Here is an 18,905-nt window from a genome sequence, read left to right as displayed (position 1 = left end):
CGTACTCGCAGTCAGGGCGACGGCCAGGGCCGCCGCGGTCAGAAGACAGGATTTCATCTCGCGGCGGCCCTTCAGGCTTAGCGGCCCACAGTCTTAGCGGAAAGGCGGCTCGTCGAACGCCCGCAGCTTGCGCGAGTGCAGGTTGGGGCCTTCGGCGTGCAGCAGCTTGCAAGCCAGGATCCCGATCTGCAGGTGCTGGCTGATCGCCCGCTCGTAGAAGGCGTTGGCTTGGCCGGGCAGCTTGATTTCGCCATGCAGTGGCTTGTCCGACACGCACAGCAGCGTCCCGTACGGCACCCGGAAGCGATAGCCCTGGGCCGAGATCGTCGCCGACTCCATGTCGATGGCGACCGCGCGGCTCTGGTTGAAGCGCAGGGCCGAGAGGCTGTGGCGCAGTTCCCAGTTGCGGTCGTCGGTGGTGACGACGGTGCCGGTGCGCAGGCGCTTCTTCAGCTGGTCGCCGGAATCACCGCTGATCGCCTTGGAGGCGTCGTAGAGGGCGCGCTGGACCTCGGCGATCGAGGGCACCGGGATCTCGGGCGGCAGCACGGCGTCCAGAACGTGGTCGTCGCGCAGATAGGCGTGGGCCAGGACGTAGTCGCCGATGGTCTGGGTGTCGCGCAGGCCGCCGCAGTGGCCGATCATCAGCCAGGCCTGCGGACGCAGAACGGCCAGGTGGTCGCAGATGGTCTTGGCGTTGGACGGGCCGACGCCGATGTTGACCAGGGTCACGCCCGCGCCGCCCGGCGCCATCAGGTGGTAGGCCGGCATCTGGTGCTTGCGCCAGGTCGATTCGGCCACGGCCAGCTCGGGATTGGCGGTGTTGGCGGTGATCGTCAGGCCGCCGGCGCACGACAGCGCCGTGTAGGGGCTGTCAGGCTGCTGCAGCTGCTCGATGCCCCAGCGCACGAACTCGTCGACATAGCGGTTGTAGTTCGTGAACAGGATGAACTGCTGCACGTCCTCGGCCGGGGCGCCGGTGTAGTGCTTCAGGCGAGCCAGCGAGAAGTCGGTGCGCAGGCCGTCGAACAGCGACAGGGGCCGCGTGTCCTCCAGCGCCGGATCCCAGACGCCGTCGGCGATCTCGTCGCCAATGAAGGCCAGGTCCGTGGTCGGGAAGAAGCGGGCGATGTCCTCGCTGCGCACGTCGGCCTGGTTCAGGTCGATCGTGGCGTCCAGCACGTAGGGATAGGGGATTTCCTGGCGCGACCGGTCGATCTCGATCTCGACCTCGAAGTCGTCCATCAGCAGGGTCAGCTGCTCGACCAGATAGTCCTTGAACTGGGCCGGCTTGGTGACCGTCGTGGAATAGACGCCGGGGCGGCTGACGCGGGCGTAGGAGCGGGCCAGCTTGGGCGGCAGGGCCTCGGGATCATAGGTCAGGCGCAGCTCGGGATAGGCGAACGTGCCATCGAACCGCGTCTGCGGGTCGGGCCGTGTTCCATTGTCCAGATAGGCCCGGAGGGCGTCGCGAAGGGCGCCGACGGCGCGTTCGTATTCGTCATTGAGCCGTTCGACGACGGCGATTGCTTTTTCTTGGTTTGACATGGCGCCTTATAGCGATGTTTCACGACATTGGCGAGACGCACCCCGTGCTCACGTCATGGGGCATGGACGAACCCGCATTCGTCGGCCACAAGAAGCAAAAAATGCCACGCTGCAGGTGAGGCGAGCCGGGTCTCGTACGTCATCAAAGCATCGGGGCGTGTCATAGGCATCTCGCGTCGACACAAGGACGTCCGCGCCGTCGGCGCTCGAGGGGACTTCATGAACAAGCGTTTCGCTATTCTGATTATCGCATCCATGGTGCTGGGCGTCGCCGTGGGCTGGGGCTGCAACCAGTTCCTCAGCCCCGAGCAGGCCGCCGAAGCCGCCAAGTGGTTCAAGCTGGGCACCGACCTCTTCCTGCGCCTGATCAAGATGATCATCGCCCCGCTGGTCTTCACCACCCTGGTGGCCGGCATCGCCCACATGGAAGACGCCGCCTCGGTCGGCCGCATCGGCGTCAAGACCATGGGCTGGTTCATCACCGCCTCGGCCGTGTCGCTGCTGCTGGGCCTCTTAATGGTCCACCTGCTGCAGCCGGGCGCGGGCCTGGTGCTGAGCGACGCGGTGACCGGCGGCAGCGCGCCGCCCGCCGCCTCGACCGAAGGCTTCACCCTGCAGACCTTCATCGTCCACCTGGTGCCGACGTCGATCTTCGACGCCATGGCCAAGAACGAGATCCTGCAGATCGTCGTCTTCTCGCTGTTCGTCGGCACGGCCGTGGCCTCGCTGGACAACAAGGCCCCGCAGATCATGGAGCTGGCCGAGCAGGGCGCTCAGATCATGCTGAAGGTCACGGGCTTCGTGATGAAGCTGGCCCCGCTGGCCATCTTCTGCGCCCTGGCCTCGGCCATCGCCACGCAAGGCATCTCGATGCTGGTGGTCTACGGCAAGTTCGTCCTGGGCTTCTACGCCACCATGGGCGTGCTGTGGGCGTTGCTGTTCGCCGCCGCATTCTTCGTGCTGGGCAAGCGCGCCATCGCCCTGTTCGGCGTGATCCGCGACCCGGCCCTGCTGGCCTTCTCGACCGCCAGCTCGGAAGCCGCCTATCCGCGCATCCTGGACGGCCTGCCCAAGATCGGCGTGCGTCGCCGCATCGTCTCGTTCGTGCTGCCGCTGGGCTACTCGTTCAATCTCGACGGCTCGATGCTGTACTGCACGTTCGCCACCATGTTCATCCTGCAGGCGCACGGCGTGCACCTGTCGATCCAGCAGCAGATCTTCATGCTGGCCCTGCTGATGGTGACGTCGAAGGGCATCGCCGGCATCCCGCGCGCCTCGCTGGTGGTGATCATGGCCACCCTGACCCACTTCGGCATGCCGGACGCCTGGATCGCCCTGGTGCTGGGCGTCGACCACCTGCTGGACATGGGCCGCAGCGCCACCAACGTCGTCGGTAACAGCGTCGCCGCCGCCGTGGTCGCCAAGTGGGAGGGCGAGCTGGACGACCCCGATCCCGAGGCCGAAGCCGCTACTGTCTAGGTCTTCGGCTCACCGAACCCGACAAGCCCGCCGCTCCCCGGAGCGGCGGGCTTTTTCGTGTACAGTTTCAAATGTACAGTAAAAACTTGACACCGTTCAAACGAAGCCCAATCTCTCAAGGGCGAGGGATTTTTTAGGACGAACGTCATGAGCAGGATCGCTCACATCGCGCGCACGGCGCTGATCGGCCTGGCCATTGCCGGCATGGGCGCTCCGGCGGCCTTCGCCAGCCAGGACGCGGCCACGGCCACGGCCGCAGCAAAGCCCGCCAAGCCGCCCCGCCAGTGCTTCTACCTGTCCGACTGGCGCGGCTGGACCGCCCCGGACAAGAACACCCTGTATCTCAAGGTTCGCGGCCGCGACGTCTATCGCGTCGACCTGGCCTATGGCTCCAACCAGCTGACCTGGCCGGGCAACCACCTGGTGTCGGTGGTGCGCGGGACCGACAGCATCTGCTCGCCGCTGGACCTGGACCTGCGGGTCTCGGACGGCATGGGCTTCGCCATGCCGATCCGCGCCAAGACCATCACCAAGCTGACGCCCGAGCAGATTCAGGCGATCCCGAAGAAGTACCAGCCGTAAGGTGCACCGTACTTAGCCGGCCGCCGCGTTGATCAGCGCTACGATCATCGCGTTGGCCGGCGTGGGAACGCCGTGCGTCGCGCCCTTGCGGACGATGACGCCATTGCGGGCGTCCAGCTCCATGGGACGCCCCGCCTGGCGATCGGCCAGCAGCGAATTGACCAGATCCGGCGGGCCGTCGCGATAGCCGTTCACCACCTGGTCGCCCAGATCGTCGGCCAGAGTCGCGCCCTCGGCCCGGCCCACCGCCACGCACTCGGCGATCAGCGCCTTCATCACTGCCGCCGCGCCGTCGTCGTGCGACACGCCCGAGGGCTTTAGCGTCGCAGCGTTGACCGCCCCGGCCGCGTTCAGGGCCAGCTTGCGCCAGGCCACCGAGACGAAGTCGTCGGTCGTCGCCACGTCGATCGGCGTGTGGGCGAACAGGGCGGCGAACGCCTCGCCTGCCGCGCCTTGCGGCACGCGGATCCAGCCGTAGCGGCGCTGGCGGAACACGCCGGGCGCGGGCCGCTCGGCCGGGAAGTCGACGATCACCGGCACGAGATTGGCTTCGGCCACCCGGCCGGCGAAAGCCTCGCGGTGCTCCACGCCGTTGCGGATCACCGCCACCTTGGTGTCCGGCCCCCGCAGCGGCTTCAGCCAGGCCGCGGCGGCCGCGTCGTCATAGGTCTTGGTCGCCACCAGCACCCAGTCGACCGGAGAGAGCCCCTCAGGCGAGGTCACGATGCGCGGGCTGGCCGTGATCGTCGCGTCCGGCGTCTCGACCGACAGGGTCTCGAACGGCGTGCGCACGCAGACGGTCAGGTCGATGTCCTCGCGCTGCGCCAGCCAGGTGGCGAGCGTCCCGCCGATGGCGCCGGGTCCGATCAGGGCGATGGTGGTCATGCGAGGGCTCCCAACTGTGTTGGCCCTAACTAGTGCGCCCGCGTGACAGGGTCACGGCTCTTTCTCCTCCCTTGCGAAGTGGGGGAGGAGAAGCCAGTGTCATCGCTTGCGCAGCTCCTGCGGCGTATGCGCGGCGCGGGCGCCGGTCTTGTCGCTTTCGACGATGTATTCGGGATGGTCCTTGGACGCGGCGACCTTGTGGCCCTTGATCCGCGTTGGCGTGGTCTGCTTGCGCACCACGCGGCCAACGCTGGTCCCCTGGCTGTGGTCCCAGGCGACCTTGTCGCCGGCCTTGAAAGTTTTCTCGGTCATGATCCTAGAACGAAGAAGGGCGGAACCCGGCTCCGCCGATCCCGCCCTTCTCGACACCCCCGTGTGAGGCTTGGGTGTGATTAAAGCGCCGGAACGTCCGTGCGCTTCTTCATCATCTCGTCGAAGCTGGTCCACACGCCCTCGGCGCCGTGCCACGAGCCCTTGGTCGCGGCCTTGGAGTATTCCGTGGCGCGGGCTTCGAAGAAGTTGGCGTGCTCGACGCCCGACAGCAGGGCCTGCAGCCACGGCAGCGGGTTTTCCTTCACGCCGTACACTTCCGGCAACTGCAGCTGGCGCAGGCGCCAGTCGGCGACGAAGCGGATGTATTGCTTGATGTCGTCCGGGGTCATGCCCTGGATGTCGCCGGCCTCGAAGGCCAGGTCGATGAAGGCGTCCTCCATCTTCACCACGGTCTTGCAGCAGTCGACGATGTCGTCGGCCACGGCCTTGGTCACCGCGCCGGTTTCCTTGTTGAAGGCGTGGTACAGCTTGATGATGCCGTCGCAGTGCAGGCTCTCGTCGCGGATCGACCACGAGACGATCTGGCCCATGCCCTTCATCTTGTTAAAGCGCGGGAAGTTCATCAGCATCGCGAACGAGGCGAACAGCTGCAGGCCTTCGGTGAAGCCCCCGAACATCGCCAGCGTGCGGCAGATGTCGGCGTTGGAGTCGACGCCGAAGGTCTGCATGTAGTCATGCTTGTCCTTCATGGCCTCGTATTCCATGAACGCTGAGAACTCGGTCTCGGGCATGCCGATGGTCTCGAGCAGCAGGGCGTAGGCCGCGATATGGATCGTCTCCATGTTCGCGAACGAAGCCAGCATCATCTTCACTTCGGTCGGTTTGAACACCCGACCGTAGCGCTCCATGTAGTTGTCCTGCACCTCGACGTCGGACTGCGTGAAGAAGCGGAAGATCTGCGTAAGCAGGTTCCGTTCCTTGTCGTTCAGTTTGACGGCCCAGTCCTTGAGGTCTTCGCCCAGCGGCACCTCTTCCGGCATCCAGTGGACCTGCTGCTGCTTCTTCCAGAAGTCATAGGCCCAGGGATAGCGGAACGGCTTGTAGCCGCCCGAAGGGGTCATCAGGCCAGGCAGGATCAGCGACGACGGAGCGGACATGGCGGAGCCTCGGGCAGCGGGAATCAGACGGGTGGGCTAGGATAGGATATGGCAGGAGTAAGCCAGACTCACGCCCTTCCTGTCCACTACATCTTGTGTGGTGAAGCTCTCCTTCCACAACATAAGGGGCATTCTGTGGAAAAGCCGTTCAAGCTGTTCAGCGCCCTCGGATCGGGCGGCGTGCCGGTCGAAGCGGCTATGTCCTTGATCGGCCTGCCCTATGAGATCGTCGAGGCCCCGACCTGGGAAGGCGAGGCCGAAAAGGCCAAGGTCGCCGCCATCAATCCCCTTAAGCAGATTCCGGCCCTGATCACCCCGGAGGGCGAGACGATCACCGAAAGCGCCGCCATCCTGATCTGGTTGGCCGACCGTTATCCGGCCGCCAGGCTGGCTCCGGCGATCGACGACCCGACCCGTGCCCAGTTCCTGCGCTGGATGACCTTCATCCCGGCCTCGATCTACTCGCTGTTCTGGGTCCGCGACGATCCCTCACGTCTGGGCGGCCCGGACCCGGAGATCCAGGCCCGCATCAAGGCCGCCACCGTCGAGCGCATTCTCGACTGCTGGGCGATGATGGAAAGCCAGCTGACGCCGGGCCGCTACCTCCTGGGCGACGCGCTGACGGTGCTCGACCTCTACGTCACGGTCGTCAGCCGCTGGGGCCCGCGCCGCGTGCGGTTCTACGACGTGGCGCCGAGGATGAGCGAGGTCGTCCGACGCGTGGATGCGGATCCGCGACTGGCGGAGTTCTGGCCCAAACGCTTCCCGTTCTTCGACGGCTGGGAGCGGCTAGGGCAGCAGACCTAGCCGCCCGAGGCCTCGAACACCGCGCGTTGATCCTCAAACGCCCTCTGCCAGGCCGGCCGCGCCTCCGCCCGGGCCACATAGGCGGCAAGTTTCGGATAGGCCTCGACCAGTCCCGACGATCCCAGCCGCCGCAGGACGGTGACCATCATCAGGTCGCCGGCGCTGAAGGCGCCGTCCAGCCAGTCCGCGTCGCCGAGGCGGTCGGAGAGCTCGGCCAAGCGGTCGCGGACGCGCTGTTCCAGCATCGGCTGGCGGGCTTCGAACCACGGCTTGTCGCGTTCCAGGATCATGGCCATGCCGAACTCGACGATCGGCGGCTGCAGCGTGGCCTGGGCGGCGAACATCCACATGATGGCGCGCGAGCGGGCGTCGGGATCGGCCGGCAGCAGGCCCGAATGCTGTTCGGCGATGCGCAGCACGATGGCCCCGGACTCGAACAAGGCCAGGCCGCCGTCCTCGAAGGTCGGGATCTGGCCGAACGGATGGATCGCCCGGTGCGCGAACTCTTTCATCTCGGCGAAGGTGACCAGGCGCACGTCGTAGGGTTGGCCGACCTCCTCCAGCGCCCAGCGCACCTGCATGTCGCGGGCCAGCCCTCGGCCACGGTCGGGCGAGGCCTTGAAGGCGGTGATGACGGGGTTCATGAGGACCTCCCAAGCGGCTGATGTCGCAAGGACGGATCAGCGACCGCCGTTCCGACACTTTACGCGGCGACGCTTCCCCGCTAGAAGCGCCGCCGATGCAATTTTCCGCGACTAAAATTATTACCCGCAAAACGACCCGCTTCGGTGGGGCGGCGGGTATGCGCGCGATCTAAGCGGCATCCTCGAACCAGCCCCGCCAAGCGCGGGGCCGGCTCTCACTCAACGAGATCTGACAGCTCCCCGCGCTCCGAACACCCAGGAGACGCAGACCATGAGCTTCAAGTTTTCCCGATCCAATCCGCCGCGCGTCGGCGTCGTCGGCGCCACCGGTCTGGTGGGCGGTATGATGCGCGAGCTGCTGGCCGAGCGGAACTTCCCGCTGGCCCAACTGCGCCTGTTCGCCTCGGCCCGCTCGGCCGGGACCAAGGTCGACTTCAACGGCCAGCAGGTCGTGGTCGAGGACGCCGCCACCGCCGACTTCGCCGGCTTGGACATCGTGTTCTTCTCGGCCGGCGGCGACACCTCGCGCGAACTGGCCCCCAAGGCCGCCGCGGCCGGCGCCGTGGTGATCGACAACAGCTCGGCCTGGCGCTCGGACCCGGACGTCCCGCTGGTGGTCGCCGAGGTCAATCCGCACGCCCTCAACAACATCCCGAAGGGCATCGTCGCCAACCCCAACTGCACCACCATGGCCGCCATGCCGGTGCTCAAGCCCCTGCATGACAAGGCGGTGTTGAAGCGCCTGACGGTCAGCACCTACCAGGCCGCCTCGGGCGGCGGCATGGAGGGCATCGAGGTGCTGTCGAGCCAGCTGCGGGCCGGCGCCGCGGGTGACCTGGATGGTCTGGCGCGCTCGCCGGAGGCCGCCCCGCTGCCCGCGCCGGTCAAGTGGGTGGTGCCGCTGGCCTACAATGTCGTGCCGCTGAACTACGTGGTCGGCGAGGACGGCTACACCGAGGAAGAGCTGAAGCTGCGCGACGAAAGCCGCAAGATCCTGGAGCTGCCGGGCCTGCCGGTCTCGGGCACCTGCGTGCGCGTGCCGGTGTTCAGCGGCCACTCGCTGTCGATCAACGCCGAGTTCGAGCGTTCGCTGTCGGTCGCCGAGGCCACGGCGCTGCTGGCCGACGCGCCCGGCGTGGTGCTGGAGGACGTCCCGAACCCGCTGGCCGCCACCGGCCAGGACCCGGTGTTCGTCGGCCGCATTCGCCCCGACCCGACCGTGGCCAGCGGCCTGGCTCTGTTCGTGGTCGGCGACAACCTGCGCAAGGGCGCGGCCCTGAACGCGGTGCAGATCGCCGAAGTGATGCTGGACGCCTAAGGCAGCGAGGGGCGGGGGCTTAAGGCTCCCGCCCCATCGGCCAGTCGACATCGACCTCGACCGCCAGGAAGTCGATCATGGCCCGCACCCTGGCGGGCAGCGGGCCGGCATGGCCGACATAGACCGCGCTGAGCGTCTCCAGGTCGCCGGGATGGAAGGCCTCCAGCACCGGGACCAGCCGGCCGGCGGCGATGTCATCGGCGATGTGGAAGACGCCCAGCCGGGTGATCCCTTGCCCGGCCTTGGCCAGGTGGGCGGCGCTCTCGCCGTCGCCGGCCAGCACGCGGCCATGGGCCGGATAGTGGACCCGCTCGCCCTCGATCAGGAACGGCCACTCGTCGCAGTGGCGGGCGAAGTTGAAGGTCACCAGATCATGGTGCGCCAGCTCGTCGGGATGCTGAGGCGTTCCCCGCCGGGCCAGGTACTCCGGCGAAGCGACCACTGCCGCGCGGCTTTCGCCAAGCTTCCTGGCCATCAGTTGCGAGGGCCGCAGGGGGCCGCCGCGGATGGCCAGCTCAGCGCGCTCGTCCAGCAGGTCGATCACCTGATCGGTCAAGGTGACGTCGACCTGCACCTGGGGATGCAGGGCCGTGAACTTCGGCAGCAGCGGCAGCAGATGGTGCAGGCCGAACGCCACATTGGCGTTGATCCTCAAGCGCCCCTTGGGCACGGCGCAGGCGGCGACCGAGCGCTCGGCCTCGTCCAGGTCGGCCAGCACCCGCAAGGCGCGCTCGTGGAAGGTCAGGCCCTCGGCGGTCAGCTGCAGCTTGCGGGTCGAGCGAACGACCAGCCGCGAGCCCAGCCGGGCCTCCAGCCGCGCCACCAGCTTGCTGACCGCCGAGGGGGTCATCGACAGCGCCTTGGCGGCGGCGGTGAAGCCGCCCTCCTCGACGACGCGGGCGAAGACCTCCATCTCTCCGGAGCGATTGATCTCCTGGCGCGCCATTTGTGCCCCTAAGTCACAACTGATTTTCCCGAGCGCAATCTAATTCACCGAACGGCGACGCGCTATCTCCCGGCCCGAACATTCACGGAGCCGGCTGTCATGCCTCTCGCCCTCTACGCCCTGACCGTCGGCGCCTTCGGCATCGGGGTCACCGAATTCATCATCATGGGCCTGCTGATGCAGGTCTCCGCCGATCTCGGCGTTTCGATCTCCGCCGCCGGCCTCCTGATGACCGGCTACGCCCTGGGCGTCTTCGTCGGCGCGCCGATCCTGACCCTGGCCACGCGCCGCCTGCCCAAGAAGACCACTCTGCTGGTGCTGATGGCGATCTTCACCCTGGGCAACGTCCTGGCCGCCATCGCCCCGACCTACGGCGTCCTGATGGGCGCGCGGCTGGTCACGGCCCTGGCCCACGGCACCTTCTTCGGCGTCGGGTCGCTGGTCGCCGTCTCGCTGGTGGCGCCCGAGCGCAAGGCCTCGGCGATCTCGATCATGTTCACCGGCCTGACCCTGTCGACCCTGCTGGGCGTGCCGTTCGGCGCCTGGCTGGGCCTGGCCTTCGGCTGGCGCGCGGCGTTCTGGGCCGTGGCCGCCGTCGGCGCCGTGGCCCTGGTCGTCCTGGCCGCCCTGGTGCCCAGCACCCGGGAAAAGGTCGAGCCCGCCCCGCTGCGCGAGGAGTTCGCCGTGCTGGCCCGTCCGCAGGTGCAGCTGGGCCTGGCCATGACCGTGCTGGGCTTTGGCGGGGTGTTCGCCGTCTTCACCTACATCCAGCCGATCCTCACCGAACTGGCCGGCTTCTCGCAGGCCGCCGTCTCGCCGATCCTGCTGGTGTTCGGCGCGGGTCTGGTGGCCGGCAACCTGGCGGGCGGCCGCTGGGCCGACAAGAGCCTGAACACCGCCCTGGCCGGCACGCTGATCGCCCTGACCGTGGTCATGGGGGTCTCGGCCTTCGCCTTCCACAGCCAGATCGGTGCGGTCGTCGCCGCCTTCCTGCTGGGCGCGGCCGCCTTCGCCACCGTCGCCCCACTGCAGATGCGGGTGCTGAGCCAAGCCGGCGGCGCGGGCCAGGGCCTGGCCTCCAGCCTGAACATCGCCGCCTTCAACCTGGGCAACGCCTTCGGCGCGTGGCTGGGCGGGGCGGTGATCGACCACGGCCCGGGCCTGTCGGCTATCCCGCTGGTCGGCGCCCTGGTGCCGCTGTCGGCCCTGGCCCTGGCTGCTTTCTCGCTTCGCCTCGAACGCCGCACGCTCGCCGTCGCCTAAAGGAGAGACCCTGATGGACTACCGCTCGCTGGGCCGTTCCGGCCTGAAGGTTCCCGCCCTGTCGTTCGGCGCCGGCACGTTCGGCGGCCAGGGCCCGCTGTTCAGCGCATGGGGCGACACCGATATCGCCGGCGCCCGCCGCATCGTCGACATCTGCCTGGAGGCCGGCGTCACCTTGTTCGACACCGCCGACGTCTATTCCAACGGCGCCTCGGAGGAGATCCTGGGTGCGGCGCTGGAAGGCCGTCGCGACCAGGCGCTGATCTCGACCAAGCTGGGCCTGGCCGGCGGGACCTCGCGCAAGTCTTTGATCGACGGCGTCGAGGCGGCGCTGAAGCGCCTGCGCACCGACCGCATCGACCTGCTGCAACTGCACGCCTTCGACGCCGCCACGCCGGTCGAGGAGACCCTGTCGGCCCTCGATGATCTCGTCCGGGCGGGCAAGGTGCTCTATGTCGGCGCCTCCAACTTCTCGGGCTGGCAGCTGATGAAGGCGCTGGCCGCTGCCGATCGCCATGGCTGGCCGCGCTACGTCGCGCACCAGGCCTACTATTCGCTGGTCGGCCGCGACTATGAGTGGGAGCTGATGCCGTTGGCCGCCGACCAGGGCGTCGGGGCCATGGTCTGGAGCCCGCTGGGCTGGGGCCGCCTGACCGGCAAGGTCCGCCGTGGCCAGCCGCTGCCCGCCCAGAGCAGGCTGCACGACACCGCCGACGCTGGTCCTCCGGTCGACGACGAGCGCCTGTACCGCGTGGTCGACGCCCTGGACGCCATCGCCGCCGAGACCGAGAAGACCGTGCCGCAGGTGGCGCTGAACTGGCTGCTGCAGCGGCCCACCGTGTCCAGCGTCATCATCGGCGCCCGCACCGAGGACCAGCTGCGCCAGAACTTGGGCGCGATCGGCTGGGCGCTGACGCCGGAGCAGGTCGCCCGCCTGGACGCCGCTAGCGCCGTCGAGCCGCCCTATCCCTACTATCCGTACTGGCGCGAGGGCGGCTTCAAGGCGTTGAACCCGCCGCTGGTGTAGCGTCACCGAAGCGCCTAAGCGTCGGTCATGCTGACCGATCCGTTCTTCTATGCCGTCGCCATCCCGGCGGTGATCCTGCTGGGCCTGGCCAAGGGCGGGTTCGCCGGTATCGGGGTGGTGGCGGTGCCGATGATGGCCCTGGCGGTCTCGCCGGTCATGGCCGCCTCGATCACCCTGCCGATCCTGTTGGTCCAGGACGTGGTCAGCGTCTGGGCGTTCCGGAAAAGCTGGGACAAGGGCCTGCTGATCCTGATGCTGCCGGCTGCGGCAGGCGGCATCTTCCTGGGCTGGGCCCTGGCGGCCTTCGTCGACGAGTCCGCCGTCGAACTGGCCGTCGGCCTGGTGGCCATGCTGTTTGCTCTGCAGCGCCTGTGGGCCGAGCGGGCGGTGAAGGCGGCCAGCCAAGTCGAGGCCTCGCCCGGCCGGCCATGGCTGGGCGTGCTGTGCGGGATCGCCGCCGGTTTCACCAGCCAGATCGCGCACGCCGGCGGTCCGCCCTTCCAGATCTACGTCCTGCCCCGCCGTCTGCCGCGCGACGTGTTCATCGGCACCAGCGCCATCTTCTTCGCGGTGGTGAACTGGATGAAGGTGCCGGCCTATATCGCGCTGGGCCAGTTCACGCCCAAGGTGCTGGCTACCGCCGGGGTGCTGCTGCCGTTGGCCGTGGCCTCGACCTGGGCCGGGGTCTGGCTGGTGCGCCGCGTGCCGGCCGAGGGCTTCTACAAGGTGATCTACATCCTGCTGATCGCGGTGGGCGGCAAGCTGGCCTTCGACGGCGCCCGCGGGCTGTTCTAGTCGACCGCCAGGATCACGTCGGACGCCGCGATCCGCGCCTCGACCGTCGCGCCGACCGGCAGATCCCAGGATCCATCGCCGGGGCGCAAGGTCGCCACCAGGCTCTTGCCGGCGGGCAGGGCCAGGGTGACCTCGGCCGAGGCCTCGCCCGCCTCGCGATCGACGATCTCGCCGGCCAGGCGGTTGTCGCCGTCACCGGCGTCCAGACGCACGAAGCTGGACTTGATCAGGGCGATGGCCGGCCGGCCGGGCGCGAGGTCCAGGTCCTCGACGCTGCGGCGGGTGATGGATGCGCGCAGGGTCAGGCCCTCGCCCAGCGCTAGGGTCACGATCGCGGTGACGCCGTCGCCCTCGACTGTCTGGACCACGCCGCGCAGGGCGTTGCGGGCGCTAGTGCGCAGGCCCAGGCTCCACAGCAGCTCGGCGTCGCTGCTCAAGTCGGCTTCCAGTCGCGCGAAGGCCGCGCCCACCTCGCGCTCGGCGGCGCGGAAGGCGCGGATCACGGCCTGGCCGCGCGCGGTGACCTGGGCCGCCCCGCCGCTGCGGCCGCCGGGCGCGGCGCTGACCAGCGGCTGGTCGAACAGGTTGTTCAGCGCCTGCACCCCGTCCCAGGCGCCCTTGTACGAGAGGCCGGCCGCCTTGGCCGCGGCGCTGATCGAGCCCAGGCGCGCGACGGCTTCCAGCAGGGCGATGCGCTCCAGCCCCACGCGGGCCAGGCCGCCGCGCTTCAGGATCAGGGAGGCGCTGAAATCGTCGTCGTTCGCCACGCGTCTTGTCCTGCTCTCGGCGTTATGTAGATGTGCTGCATATCCGCAGCGCTCTCACCGCAGGACTACCAGATGATCGCCCGCCGTCCGATGCTGATCGCCGCCTTGTTCGGCGTGTTCCTGTCGGGCGGCTCGGCGCTGGCCGCCGAGACCAAGGTGGCGGTGGCCGCCAACTTCACCGAACCGGCCAAGGAGATCGCCGCGCGCTTCAAGGCCAAGACCGGCCACGACGCGACCTTGAGCTTCGGCTCGTCGGGCCAGTTCTATACCCAGATCGCCAATGGTGCGCCGTACGAGGTGTTCCTGTCGGCCGACGTCGAGCGGCCGCTGAAGGCCGAGGGCGAAGGGCTGGCGGTCGCCGGTTCGCGCTTCACCTACGCCACCGGCCGGCTGGTGCTGTTTAGCAAGACCCCGGGCCTGATCGACGGGCCCGACAGCAAGGGCGGCGCGGTGCTGGGCAAGATCAAGTTCGACAAGCTGTCGATCGCCGATCCCAAGGCCGCGCCCTATGGCCAGGCGGCGATCGAGACGATGACCAAGCTGAAGCTGTACGACGTCCTGAAGCCGAAGATCGTGCAGGGCAGCTCGATCACCCAGGCCTTCCAGTACGTTCAGACCGGCGCGGCCGAGGTCGGCTTCGTGGCGCTCTCCCAGGTCGTGAACGAGAAAGGCGGTTCGCGCTGGGTGGTGCCGACGTCCTTCCACACTCCCATCGACCAGCAGGCGGTGCTGCTGAAGACCAGCGCGAACAACGCGGCGGCCAAGGCGTTCCTGGCGTTCCTGAAAGGGCCCGAGGCCAAGGCGATCATCAAGCGCTACGGCTACCAGGTCCGTTGATCATGACCGAGGTGCTGTGGCTGACGGCCCGGCTGGCGGGGCTGACCACGCTGCTGCTGCTGGCCCTGGCCACGCCGCTGTCGTGGTGGCTGGCGCGCGGGCGTTCGGCCTGGCGCACGCCGATCACCGCCCTGGTGGCCCTGCCGATCGTGCTGCCGCCCACGGTGCTGGGCTTCTACCTGCTGATCGCCCTGGGGCCGAAGAGCCCGCTGATGGCGCTGCTGCAGCCGTTCGGAATCCGTACCCTGGCCTTCACTTTCGAGGGGCTGGTGATCGGTTCGCTGATCTATTCCCTGCCGTTCGCGGTGCAGCCGCTGCGCAACGCCTTCCTCAGCATCGGCGATGAACCGCTGGAGGCCGCCGCCACCCTGGGCGCCTCGCCGTGGGCGCGGTTCTGGCGGGTGGCCCTGCCGCTGGCGCTGCCCGGCTATGTCGCCGCCGCGATCCTGGTCTTCGCCCACACGGTCGGCGAGTTCGGCGTGGTGATGATGCTGGGCGGGGCGATCCCCGGCGAGACCATGGTGCTGTCGACCGAGATCTACCGTCTGGTCGAGTCGCTGGAATGGGGGCAGGCCCATCGCCTGTCGCTGATGCTGCTGGGCTTTGCGCTGGTGGTGCTGCTGACCCTGCTGGCCATCGAGGCGCGGTCCAAGGTGCTGCTGCGCACGCGCGAGGGCTGAAAAGAAGGGGCGCGACGGAAACCGCCGCGCCCAAGGGACCGAGTTGAGATGGCAGGGGAGGAACGCCGCTCCGGCGCCATCACACCGGAGCGTCCATGGTTGGAGGCCCCTAGAACTTCCAGGTCAGGGCCGCGCCGTAGGTGGTGGGCTTGCCCGGGAAGCGGACCACGGTGTTGGCGTTGCTGCTGACCGCGCTCCAGTAATATTCGTCGGTCAGGTTGCGGCCCCAGATCGACAGCTCCCAGCCCTTCTCCGGCGAGCCGATGCCGACGCTGGCGTTCAGCATGCCGTAGCTGTCGATGGCGAATAGCGGGTTGCCTTCCAGGTCGGCGGCGGACTTGTCCTGCCAGCGGCCGTTCAGGGCGGCCTGCAGCTTCAGGCCGTTTTCCAGGTCGTGGTTGAACAGCGCCGTCAGGCCGCCCTGGAACTTCGGGCTGTACAGGAACGGCTGGCCGTCGAAGCTCTGGGTTTTGCCGGCGGCGTTGATGCCGGTGTAGCCCTTGACCTCGGTGTGCAGCCAGGTGGCCGAGGCGATGAAGGTCAGCGAGCGGGTGGCGCGCCAGGTGATGTCGCCGTCGACGCCATAGGCCTCGCCGTTGGGCACGTTGGCCAGGCGCGACAGGGCCGTGTAGATCGGGTCGGCGAAGTACACGCTGAGCTGCTTGTCGGTGTAGTCGTAGTAGAAGCCGCTGACATTGGCCTGCACGCGGCGACCGAACAGACCGGCCTTCACGCCCAGCTCGTAGGCGGTCAGCAGTTCCTGGGTGGCCGGGGCGTTCTGGGTCGAGATGTTGGCGGCGTTGATCGGCGTGGCGCCGGCCTTGGCCCCGCGCGACACCGAGCCGAACACCAGCACGTCTTCCGACGCCTGCCAATCCAGGGCCACGCGCCAGGCGATGTTGTCCTCGTCCAGCTTGGACTTCACGAAGCCGAAGCTCTTGGTGGCTGGATCGAAGGTGTTGCAGCCGCCCTGGACGATCGGGGCCACCAGGCCATAGGCGCCGGCGAACAGCGCCCGGTTGACGACGTTGACATTGACCAGCATCGAGCCGCCGAAGTCGCGCGAGCAGCCGATGTAGTCCTGCTTGTCCTGGCTGTAGCGGATGCCCGCGGTCAGTTTCAGGCTGTCGGTCAGGCGATGGTCGGCGTTGGCGAACAGGCTCCAGGTCTTGGTCTCGATATTGCCGACGTCCTCATAGGTGCGGAACGCCTGGCTCATCTGCAGGGCTGTGTAGCCGAACGAATTGAATGGCGTCGCCAGCAGGGTCGAGCCGACCGCGCGGATCGTGCCGACATTGGCGTTCTGGCCCAGCAGGGTGCGGTTGCTGTCATAGATGGTGTCGCGGGCGACATAGCCGCCGACCAGCCACGAGCCCTTGTCGGTGACGCCCTCGAAGTGCAGTTCCTCGGCGAACGACTTGATGTCGCCGTGGGCCTTCTGGACCAGGATCTCGTAGGGCGCACCGCTCCAGTCGAACACGGCCTTGCGCGACAGGCGGTTGAAGCTGGTCAGCGAGACTGCCGTCACCTTGTCGCTGATGTTCCAGGTAACCCGCAGCTTGCCGGCGTGGAACTGGTCGTTCTCGCGCAGCGGATCACTGATGCCCAGGCCAGGACCCGCATTGGCCGAGCGCACGGCCAGTGGGGCCCAGTCGGCCTGGCTGGCCTTGGTCGGCTGGTTGGCGGCGATGTAGCTGACCAGGCCCGGGGCGTTGAACGGGCTGGCGGCGGTGGCCGGTGTGAAGCCGATGGCCTGGGCCGCGACAGTGTCGGACTTGTTGCGCCAGCCCGAGTACGAGGCCTCGACCTCGACCTTGTCGGTCGGCTGCATGGCCAGCGAGATGCGCCAGCCGTCGCGATCGACCTTGCCCAGGCGCTCATTGCGGCTGTTGCTGACCTGCCAGCCCTTGTCGCTCTCTTCCGAGCGGAAGGCGATGCGGCCCTGCACGCGCGGGCCCAGGGCGCCGCTGACATAGCCTTCGAGGTTGTAGGTCTTGAAGTTGCCGGCCTCGGCGGTCAGCGAGCCCTCGAACTCTTCGGTCGGCTTGTTGGTCACGAAGTCGATCAGGCCGGCGGTGGTGTTGCGGCCGTACAGCGTGCCCTGCGGCCCCTTCAGCACTTCCACCCGCTCCAGGTCGAAGACCGGGCCGGTGTTCATGAACGGATAGGCGTAGGCGACCTCGTCCCAGTAGGTGCCGACGGTCGAGGTGGCCGACAGGTTGATGGTGTTGAAGCCGATGCCGCGCAGCGTATAGGTCGGCACGCCCTGATAGCTCTGGCTGACCGTGAAGCTGGGCGCGACCGTCGTCAGGTCCTTTGGGTCGGTGACCCGCAACTGCTGCAGGGCCGCGCCGCTGAACGCCTGGATCGGCATGCCGATGCTGTTGGCGGTCTCCTCGCGGCGTTGGGCCGTGACCACCAGCGTGTCGATCGTCAGGGTGTCTTCCTGCTTCGATGCCGCCGTGGTCTGAGCCCCCCCAGTCTGTGCTAGGGCGGGGGCCGCCATCAGCAGGGCGAGCGCCGACACGCTCAAGCTCAAGGTCAGGCGCGTAGGTCCTGGCATTCGTTCAACCTCCCTTTGGCCCCGCCTGCATTGGGCGGGAACTCTGAGGGGAGCGTGCGTTTGGGTCTCTCGCGTAACAAGCTATCGGAATTGATAGGTGAGGCGCCGTTACAACCCCAACACTAGCTTGGCGATGATGTCGCGCTGGATCTCGTTGGAGCCGCCATAGATCGAGGCGGCGCGGTTGTTCAGGTAGCGGGCCATGGTCGTCAGGCCGTGCTCGGGGCCGACGAGGGTCTCGTTGGAGCCGGCCTCGCGGGCCTTGGGTTGGTGCGGCGCGACGTAAGATCCGAGCGCCTCGACGCCCAGTTCGTCCAGCCGCTGCAGCTGTTCGGAGCCTTGCAGCTTCAGGATCGACGAGGCTGGTCCCGGCTTGCCGCCGGCGGCCAGCGCCGAGAGCACCCGGCGCTCGGTGATGTCGATGGCCAGGGCCCCGATCTCGGCCTCGGCCAGGCGGCGGCGATAGTGGGGGTCATCGAGCAGGTCCTCCGCCCCCGCCATGTCGCGCAGCCGCGCCAGCCCCGCGTCGAGGCCTGCCGCGTAGCCGCCGCCGCGTTCGAATTCCAAGAGGTGCTTGGCCACCGTCCAGCCCTGGTTTTCGGCGCCCAGCCGGTCGGCGGCCGGGGTGCGGACGTCGTCGAAGAACACCTGGTTGACCTCGTGCTCGCCGGCCAGGGTGATGATCGGATCGACCTTGATCCCCGGCCGATCCATCTCGATCAGCAGGAATGTGATGCCGGCCTGCGGCTTGCCCTCGGTCGAGGTGCGCACCAGGCAGAACATGTGCGTCGCCCACTGAGCGTGGGTGGTCCAGATCTTCGAGCCGTTCAGTACGTAGTCGTCGCCGTCGCGCACCGCGCGCATCTGCAGGGAGGCCAGGTCAGAGCCCGAGCCGGGCTCCGAATAGCCCTGGCACCAGTAGTCTTCGCCCGACAGGATGCGCGGCAGGTAGCGCGCCTTCTGTTCGGGCGTGCCGAAGCTCATGATCGCCGGCGCCACCATCCGCAGGCCCATCGGCGCCAGGTTGGGCGCCCCCGCCCTTGCGCATTCGGCGAAGAAGACGTGGCGCTGGATCTCGCTCCAGCCCGGCCCGCCATACTCGACTGGCCAGGTCGGCGCCGCCCAGCCGCGGGCGTGCAGGATCTTCTGCCAGGCCAGGCTGTGGACCTTGTCGCAGAACACGCTGGTCATCCGCCGGCCGGCCTCGCGCAACGCCGGCGTAAGCTCAGCGTCCAGGAAGGCGCGCACGTCGTCACGGAAGGCCAAGTCCTCGGCCGAAAGCTCCAAATCCACCCGCGCATTCCTTCACTTCGGCATCGTCGGGGAAACTTGCG

Annotated in this window: 18 protein-coding genes; 9 read left to right on the top strand and 9 right to left on the bottom strand. The window is 68.1% G+C overall.

The window, feature by feature from the left end; genetic code table 11:
* Nucleotides 1–93: 93 nt before the first annotated feature.
* Complete coding sequence (locus ABDW31_RS03220; RefSeq protein WP_184716081.1) at nt 94–1,548, bottom strand: AMP nucleosidase; 1,455 nt, start codon at nt 1,546–1,548, stop codon at nt 94–96.
* A 219-nt stretch (nt 1,549–1,767) separates the two neighbouring features.
* Between ABDW31_RS03220 and ABDW31_RS03215 the strand changes: the two genes are divergently transcribed.
* Both ABDW31_RS03215 and ABDW31_RS03210 read left to right on the top strand, forming a co-directional pair.
* A complete protein-coding gene (locus ABDW31_RS03215; RefSeq protein WP_184716083.1) occupies nt 1,768–3,027 on the top strand; it encodes a dicarboxylate/amino acid:cation symporter in 1,260 nt (419 codons plus the stop codon).
* Nucleotides 3,028–3,174: 147 nt separating this feature from the next.
* A complete protein-coding gene (locus tag ABDW31_RS03210) occupies nt 3,175–3,609 on the top strand; it encodes a DUF6491 family protein (protein WP_184716085.1) in 435 nt (144 codons plus the stop codon).
* A 12-nt stretch (nt 3,610–3,621) separates the two neighbouring features.
* Here ABDW31_RS03210 and ABDW31_RS03205 read toward each other — a convergent pair whose 3' ends face one another.
* From ABDW31_RS03205 to ABDW31_RS03195, 3 genes are all read right to left on the bottom strand, one after another.
* Nucleotides 3,622–4,494 carry a 2-dehydropantoate 2-reductase gene (locus ABDW31_RS03205; protein ID WP_343698284.1) on the bottom strand — a complete coding sequence of 291 codons (873 nt, stop codon included), beginning with the start codon at nt 4,492–4,494 and terminating at the stop codon, nt 3,622–3,624.
* 99 nt (nt 4,495–4,593) lie between these two features.
* Nucleotides 4,594–4,806 (bottom strand): DUF2945 domain-containing protein, encoded by a 213-nt coding sequence (locus ABDW31_RS03200; protein WP_184716089.1) that lies wholly within the window; start codon nt 4,804–4,806, stop codon nt 4,594–4,596.
* A gap of 80 nt (nt 4,807–4,886) precedes the next feature.
* Complete coding sequence (locus tag ABDW31_RS03195) at nt 4,887–5,924, bottom strand: ribonucleotide-diphosphate reductase subunit beta (RefSeq protein WP_184716091.1); 1,038 nt, start codon at nt 5,922–5,924, stop codon at nt 4,887–4,889.
* A 135-nt stretch (nt 5,925–6,059) separates the two neighbouring features.
* On the opposite strand from ABDW31_RS03195, the gene ABDW31_RS03190 reads away from it, so the two are divergent.
* Nucleotides 6,060–6,731, top strand: coding sequence for a glutathione S-transferase family protein (locus tag ABDW31_RS03190; RefSeq protein ID WP_343698283.1), 672 nt, complete (start codon nt 6,060–6,062; stop codon nt 6,729–6,731).
* Here the strand turns inward: ABDW31_RS03190 and ABDW31_RS03185 are convergent.
* Nucleotides 6,728–7,375, bottom strand: coding sequence for a glutathione S-transferase family protein (locus tag ABDW31_RS03185; protein ID WP_184716095.1), 648 nt, complete (start codon nt 7,373–7,375; stop codon nt 6,728–6,730). The two genes, ABDW31_RS03190 and ABDW31_RS03185, sit on opposite strands and share 4 nt — an antisense overlap.
* 271 nt (nt 7,376–7,646) lie before the next feature.
* On the opposite strand from ABDW31_RS03185, the gene ABDW31_RS03180 reads away from it, so the two are divergent.
* Nucleotides 7,647–8,693, top strand: a complete 1,047-nt coding sequence (locus ABDW31_RS03180; RefSeq protein ID WP_184716103.1) for an aspartate-semialdehyde dehydrogenase — start codon at nt 7,647–7,649, stop codon at nt 8,691–8,693.
* 19 nt (nt 8,694–8,712) lie between these two features.
* Here ABDW31_RS03180 and ABDW31_RS03175 read toward each other — a convergent pair whose 3' ends face one another.
* Complete coding sequence (locus tag ABDW31_RS03175; RefSeq protein WP_184716105.1) at nt 8,713–9,639, bottom strand: LysR family transcriptional regulator; 927 nt, start codon at nt 9,637–9,639, stop codon at nt 8,713–8,715.
* 99 nt (nt 9,640–9,738) lie between these two features.
* On the opposite strand from ABDW31_RS03175, the gene ABDW31_RS03170 reads away from it, so the two are divergent.
* Genes ABDW31_RS03170 through ABDW31_RS03160 form a run of 3 tightly spaced genes read left to right on the top strand, consistent with a single transcriptional unit; the run spans nt 9,739 to nt 12,724 of the window.
* The gene (locus ABDW31_RS03170; RefSeq protein WP_184716107.1) at nt 9,739–10,902 is read left to right on the top strand and encodes an MFS transporter; all 1,164 of its coding nucleotides are present in this window, start codon (nt 9,739–9,741) and stop codon (nt 10,900–10,902) included.
* A 13-nt stretch (nt 10,903–10,915) separates the two neighbouring features.
* Nucleotides 10,916–11,929 carry an aldo/keto reductase gene (locus ABDW31_RS03165; RefSeq protein ID WP_184716109.1) on the top strand — a complete coding sequence of 338 codons (1,014 nt, stop codon included), beginning with the start codon at nt 10,916–10,918 and terminating at the stop codon, nt 11,927–11,929.
* Nucleotides 11,930–11,956: 27 nt separating this feature from the next.
* A complete protein-coding gene (locus ABDW31_RS03160; RefSeq protein ID WP_184716111.1) occupies nt 11,957–12,724 on the top strand; it encodes a sulfite exporter TauE/SafE family protein in 768 nt (255 codons plus the stop codon).
* Here ABDW31_RS03160 and ABDW31_RS03155 read toward each other — a convergent pair.
* Nucleotides 12,721–13,491: a TOBE domain-containing protein gene (locus tag ABDW31_RS03155; protein ID WP_184716113.1), complete on the bottom strand. Its 771-nt coding sequence runs from the start codon at nt 13,489–13,491 to the stop codon at nt 12,721–12,723. The two genes, ABDW31_RS03160 and ABDW31_RS03155, sit on opposite strands and share 4 nt — an antisense overlap.
* Before the next feature lie 72 nt (nt 13,492–13,563).
* On the opposite strand from ABDW31_RS03155, the gene modA reads away from it, so the two are divergent.
* Nucleotides 13,564–14,328 carry a molybdate ABC transporter substrate-binding protein gene (modA, locus tag ABDW31_RS03150; RefSeq protein WP_184716115.1) on the top strand — a complete coding sequence of 255 codons (765 nt, stop codon included), beginning with the start codon at nt 13,564–13,566 and terminating at the stop codon, nt 14,326–14,328.
* 2 nt (nt 14,329–14,330) lie between these two features.
* Nucleotides 14,331–15,008, top strand: a complete 678-nt coding sequence (gene modB / locus ABDW31_RS03145) for a molybdate ABC transporter permease subunit (protein ID WP_184716123.1) — start codon at nt 14,331–14,333, stop codon at nt 15,006–15,008.
* 109 nt (nt 15,009–15,117) lie between these two features.
* On the opposite strand, the gene ABDW31_RS03140 is transcribed toward modB, so the two are convergent.
* Together ABDW31_RS03140 and ABDW31_RS03135 are read right to left on the bottom strand one after the other, a co-directional pair.
* Entirely contained in the window at nt 15,118–17,571 is a 2,454-nt protein-coding gene (locus ABDW31_RS03140; RefSeq protein WP_184716124.1) for a TonB-dependent receptor, read from the bottom strand.
* Between the two features lie 108 nt (nt 17,572–17,679).
* Complete coding sequence (locus ABDW31_RS03135) at nt 17,680–18,864, bottom strand: acyl-CoA dehydrogenase family protein (RefSeq protein WP_184716127.1); 1,185 nt, start codon at nt 18,862–18,864, stop codon at nt 17,680–17,682.
* Between the last annotated feature and the right edge of the window lie 41 nt (nt 18,865–18,905).

It is taken from the genome of Caulobacter sp., from assembly GCF_039596335.1.
Lineage (GTDB): Bacteria > Pseudomonadota > Alphaproteobacteria > Caulobacterales > Caulobacteraceae > Caulobacter.
Note: the sequence above shows the minus strand (reverse complement) of the source record. Positions and strands in the feature narration are given on the sequence as shown.

Coding starts and splice junctions, on each gene's coding strand:
- ABDW31_RS03220 (WP_184716081.1), bottom strand. CDS start 1,548: ATGTCAAACCAAGAAAAAGCAATCGCCGTCGTCGAACGGCTCAATGAC.
- ABDW31_RS03215 (WP_184716083.1), top strand. CDS start 1,768: ATGAACAAGCGTTTCGCTATTCTGATTATCGCATCCATGGTGCTGGGC.
- ABDW31_RS03210 (WP_184716085.1), top strand. CDS start 3,175: ATGAGCAGGATCGCTCACATCGCGCGCACGGCGCTGATCGGCCTGGCC.
- ABDW31_RS03205 (WP_343698284.1), bottom strand. CDS start 4,494: ATGACCACCATCGCCCTGATCGGACCCGGCGCCATCGGCGGGACGCTC.
- ABDW31_RS03200 (WP_184716089.1), bottom strand. CDS start 4,806: ATGACCGAGAAAACTTTCAAGGCCGGCGACAAGGTCGCCTGGGACCAC.
- ABDW31_RS03195 (WP_184716091.1), bottom strand. CDS start 5,924: ATGTCCGCTCCGTCGTCGCTGATCCTGCCTGGCCTGATGACCCCTTCG.
- ABDW31_RS03185 (WP_184716095.1), bottom strand. CDS start 7,375: ATGAACCCCGTCATCACCGCCTTCAAGGCCTCGCCCGACCGTGGCCGA.
- ABDW31_RS03180 (WP_184716103.1), top strand. CDS start 7,647: ATGAGCTTCAAGTTTTCCCGATCCAATCCGCCGCGCGTCGGCGTCGTC.
- ABDW31_RS03175 (WP_184716105.1), bottom strand. CDS start 9,639: ATGGCGCGCCAGGAGATCAATCGCTCCGGAGAGATGGAGGTCTTCGCC.
- ABDW31_RS03170 (WP_184716107.1), top strand. CDS start 9,739: ATGCCTCTCGCCCTCTACGCCCTGACCGTCGGCGCCTTCGGCATCGGG.
- ABDW31_RS03165 (WP_184716109.1), top strand. CDS start 10,916: ATGGACTACCGCTCGCTGGGCCGTTCCGGCCTGAAGGTTCCCGCCCTG.
- ABDW31_RS03160 (WP_184716111.1), top strand. CDS start 11,957: ATGCTGACCGATCCGTTCTTCTATGCCGTCGCCATCCCGGCGGTGATC.
- modA (WP_184716115.1), top strand. CDS start 13,564: ATGATCGCCCGCCGTCCGATGCTGATCGCCGCCTTGTTCGGCGTGTTC.
- modB (WP_184716123.1), top strand. CDS start 14,331: ATGACCGAGGTGCTGTGGCTGACGGCCCGGCTGGCGGGGCTGACCACG.
- ABDW31_RS03140 (WP_184716124.1), bottom strand. CDS start 17,571: ATGCCAGGACCTACGCGCCTGACCTTGAGCTTGAGCGTGTCGGCGCTC.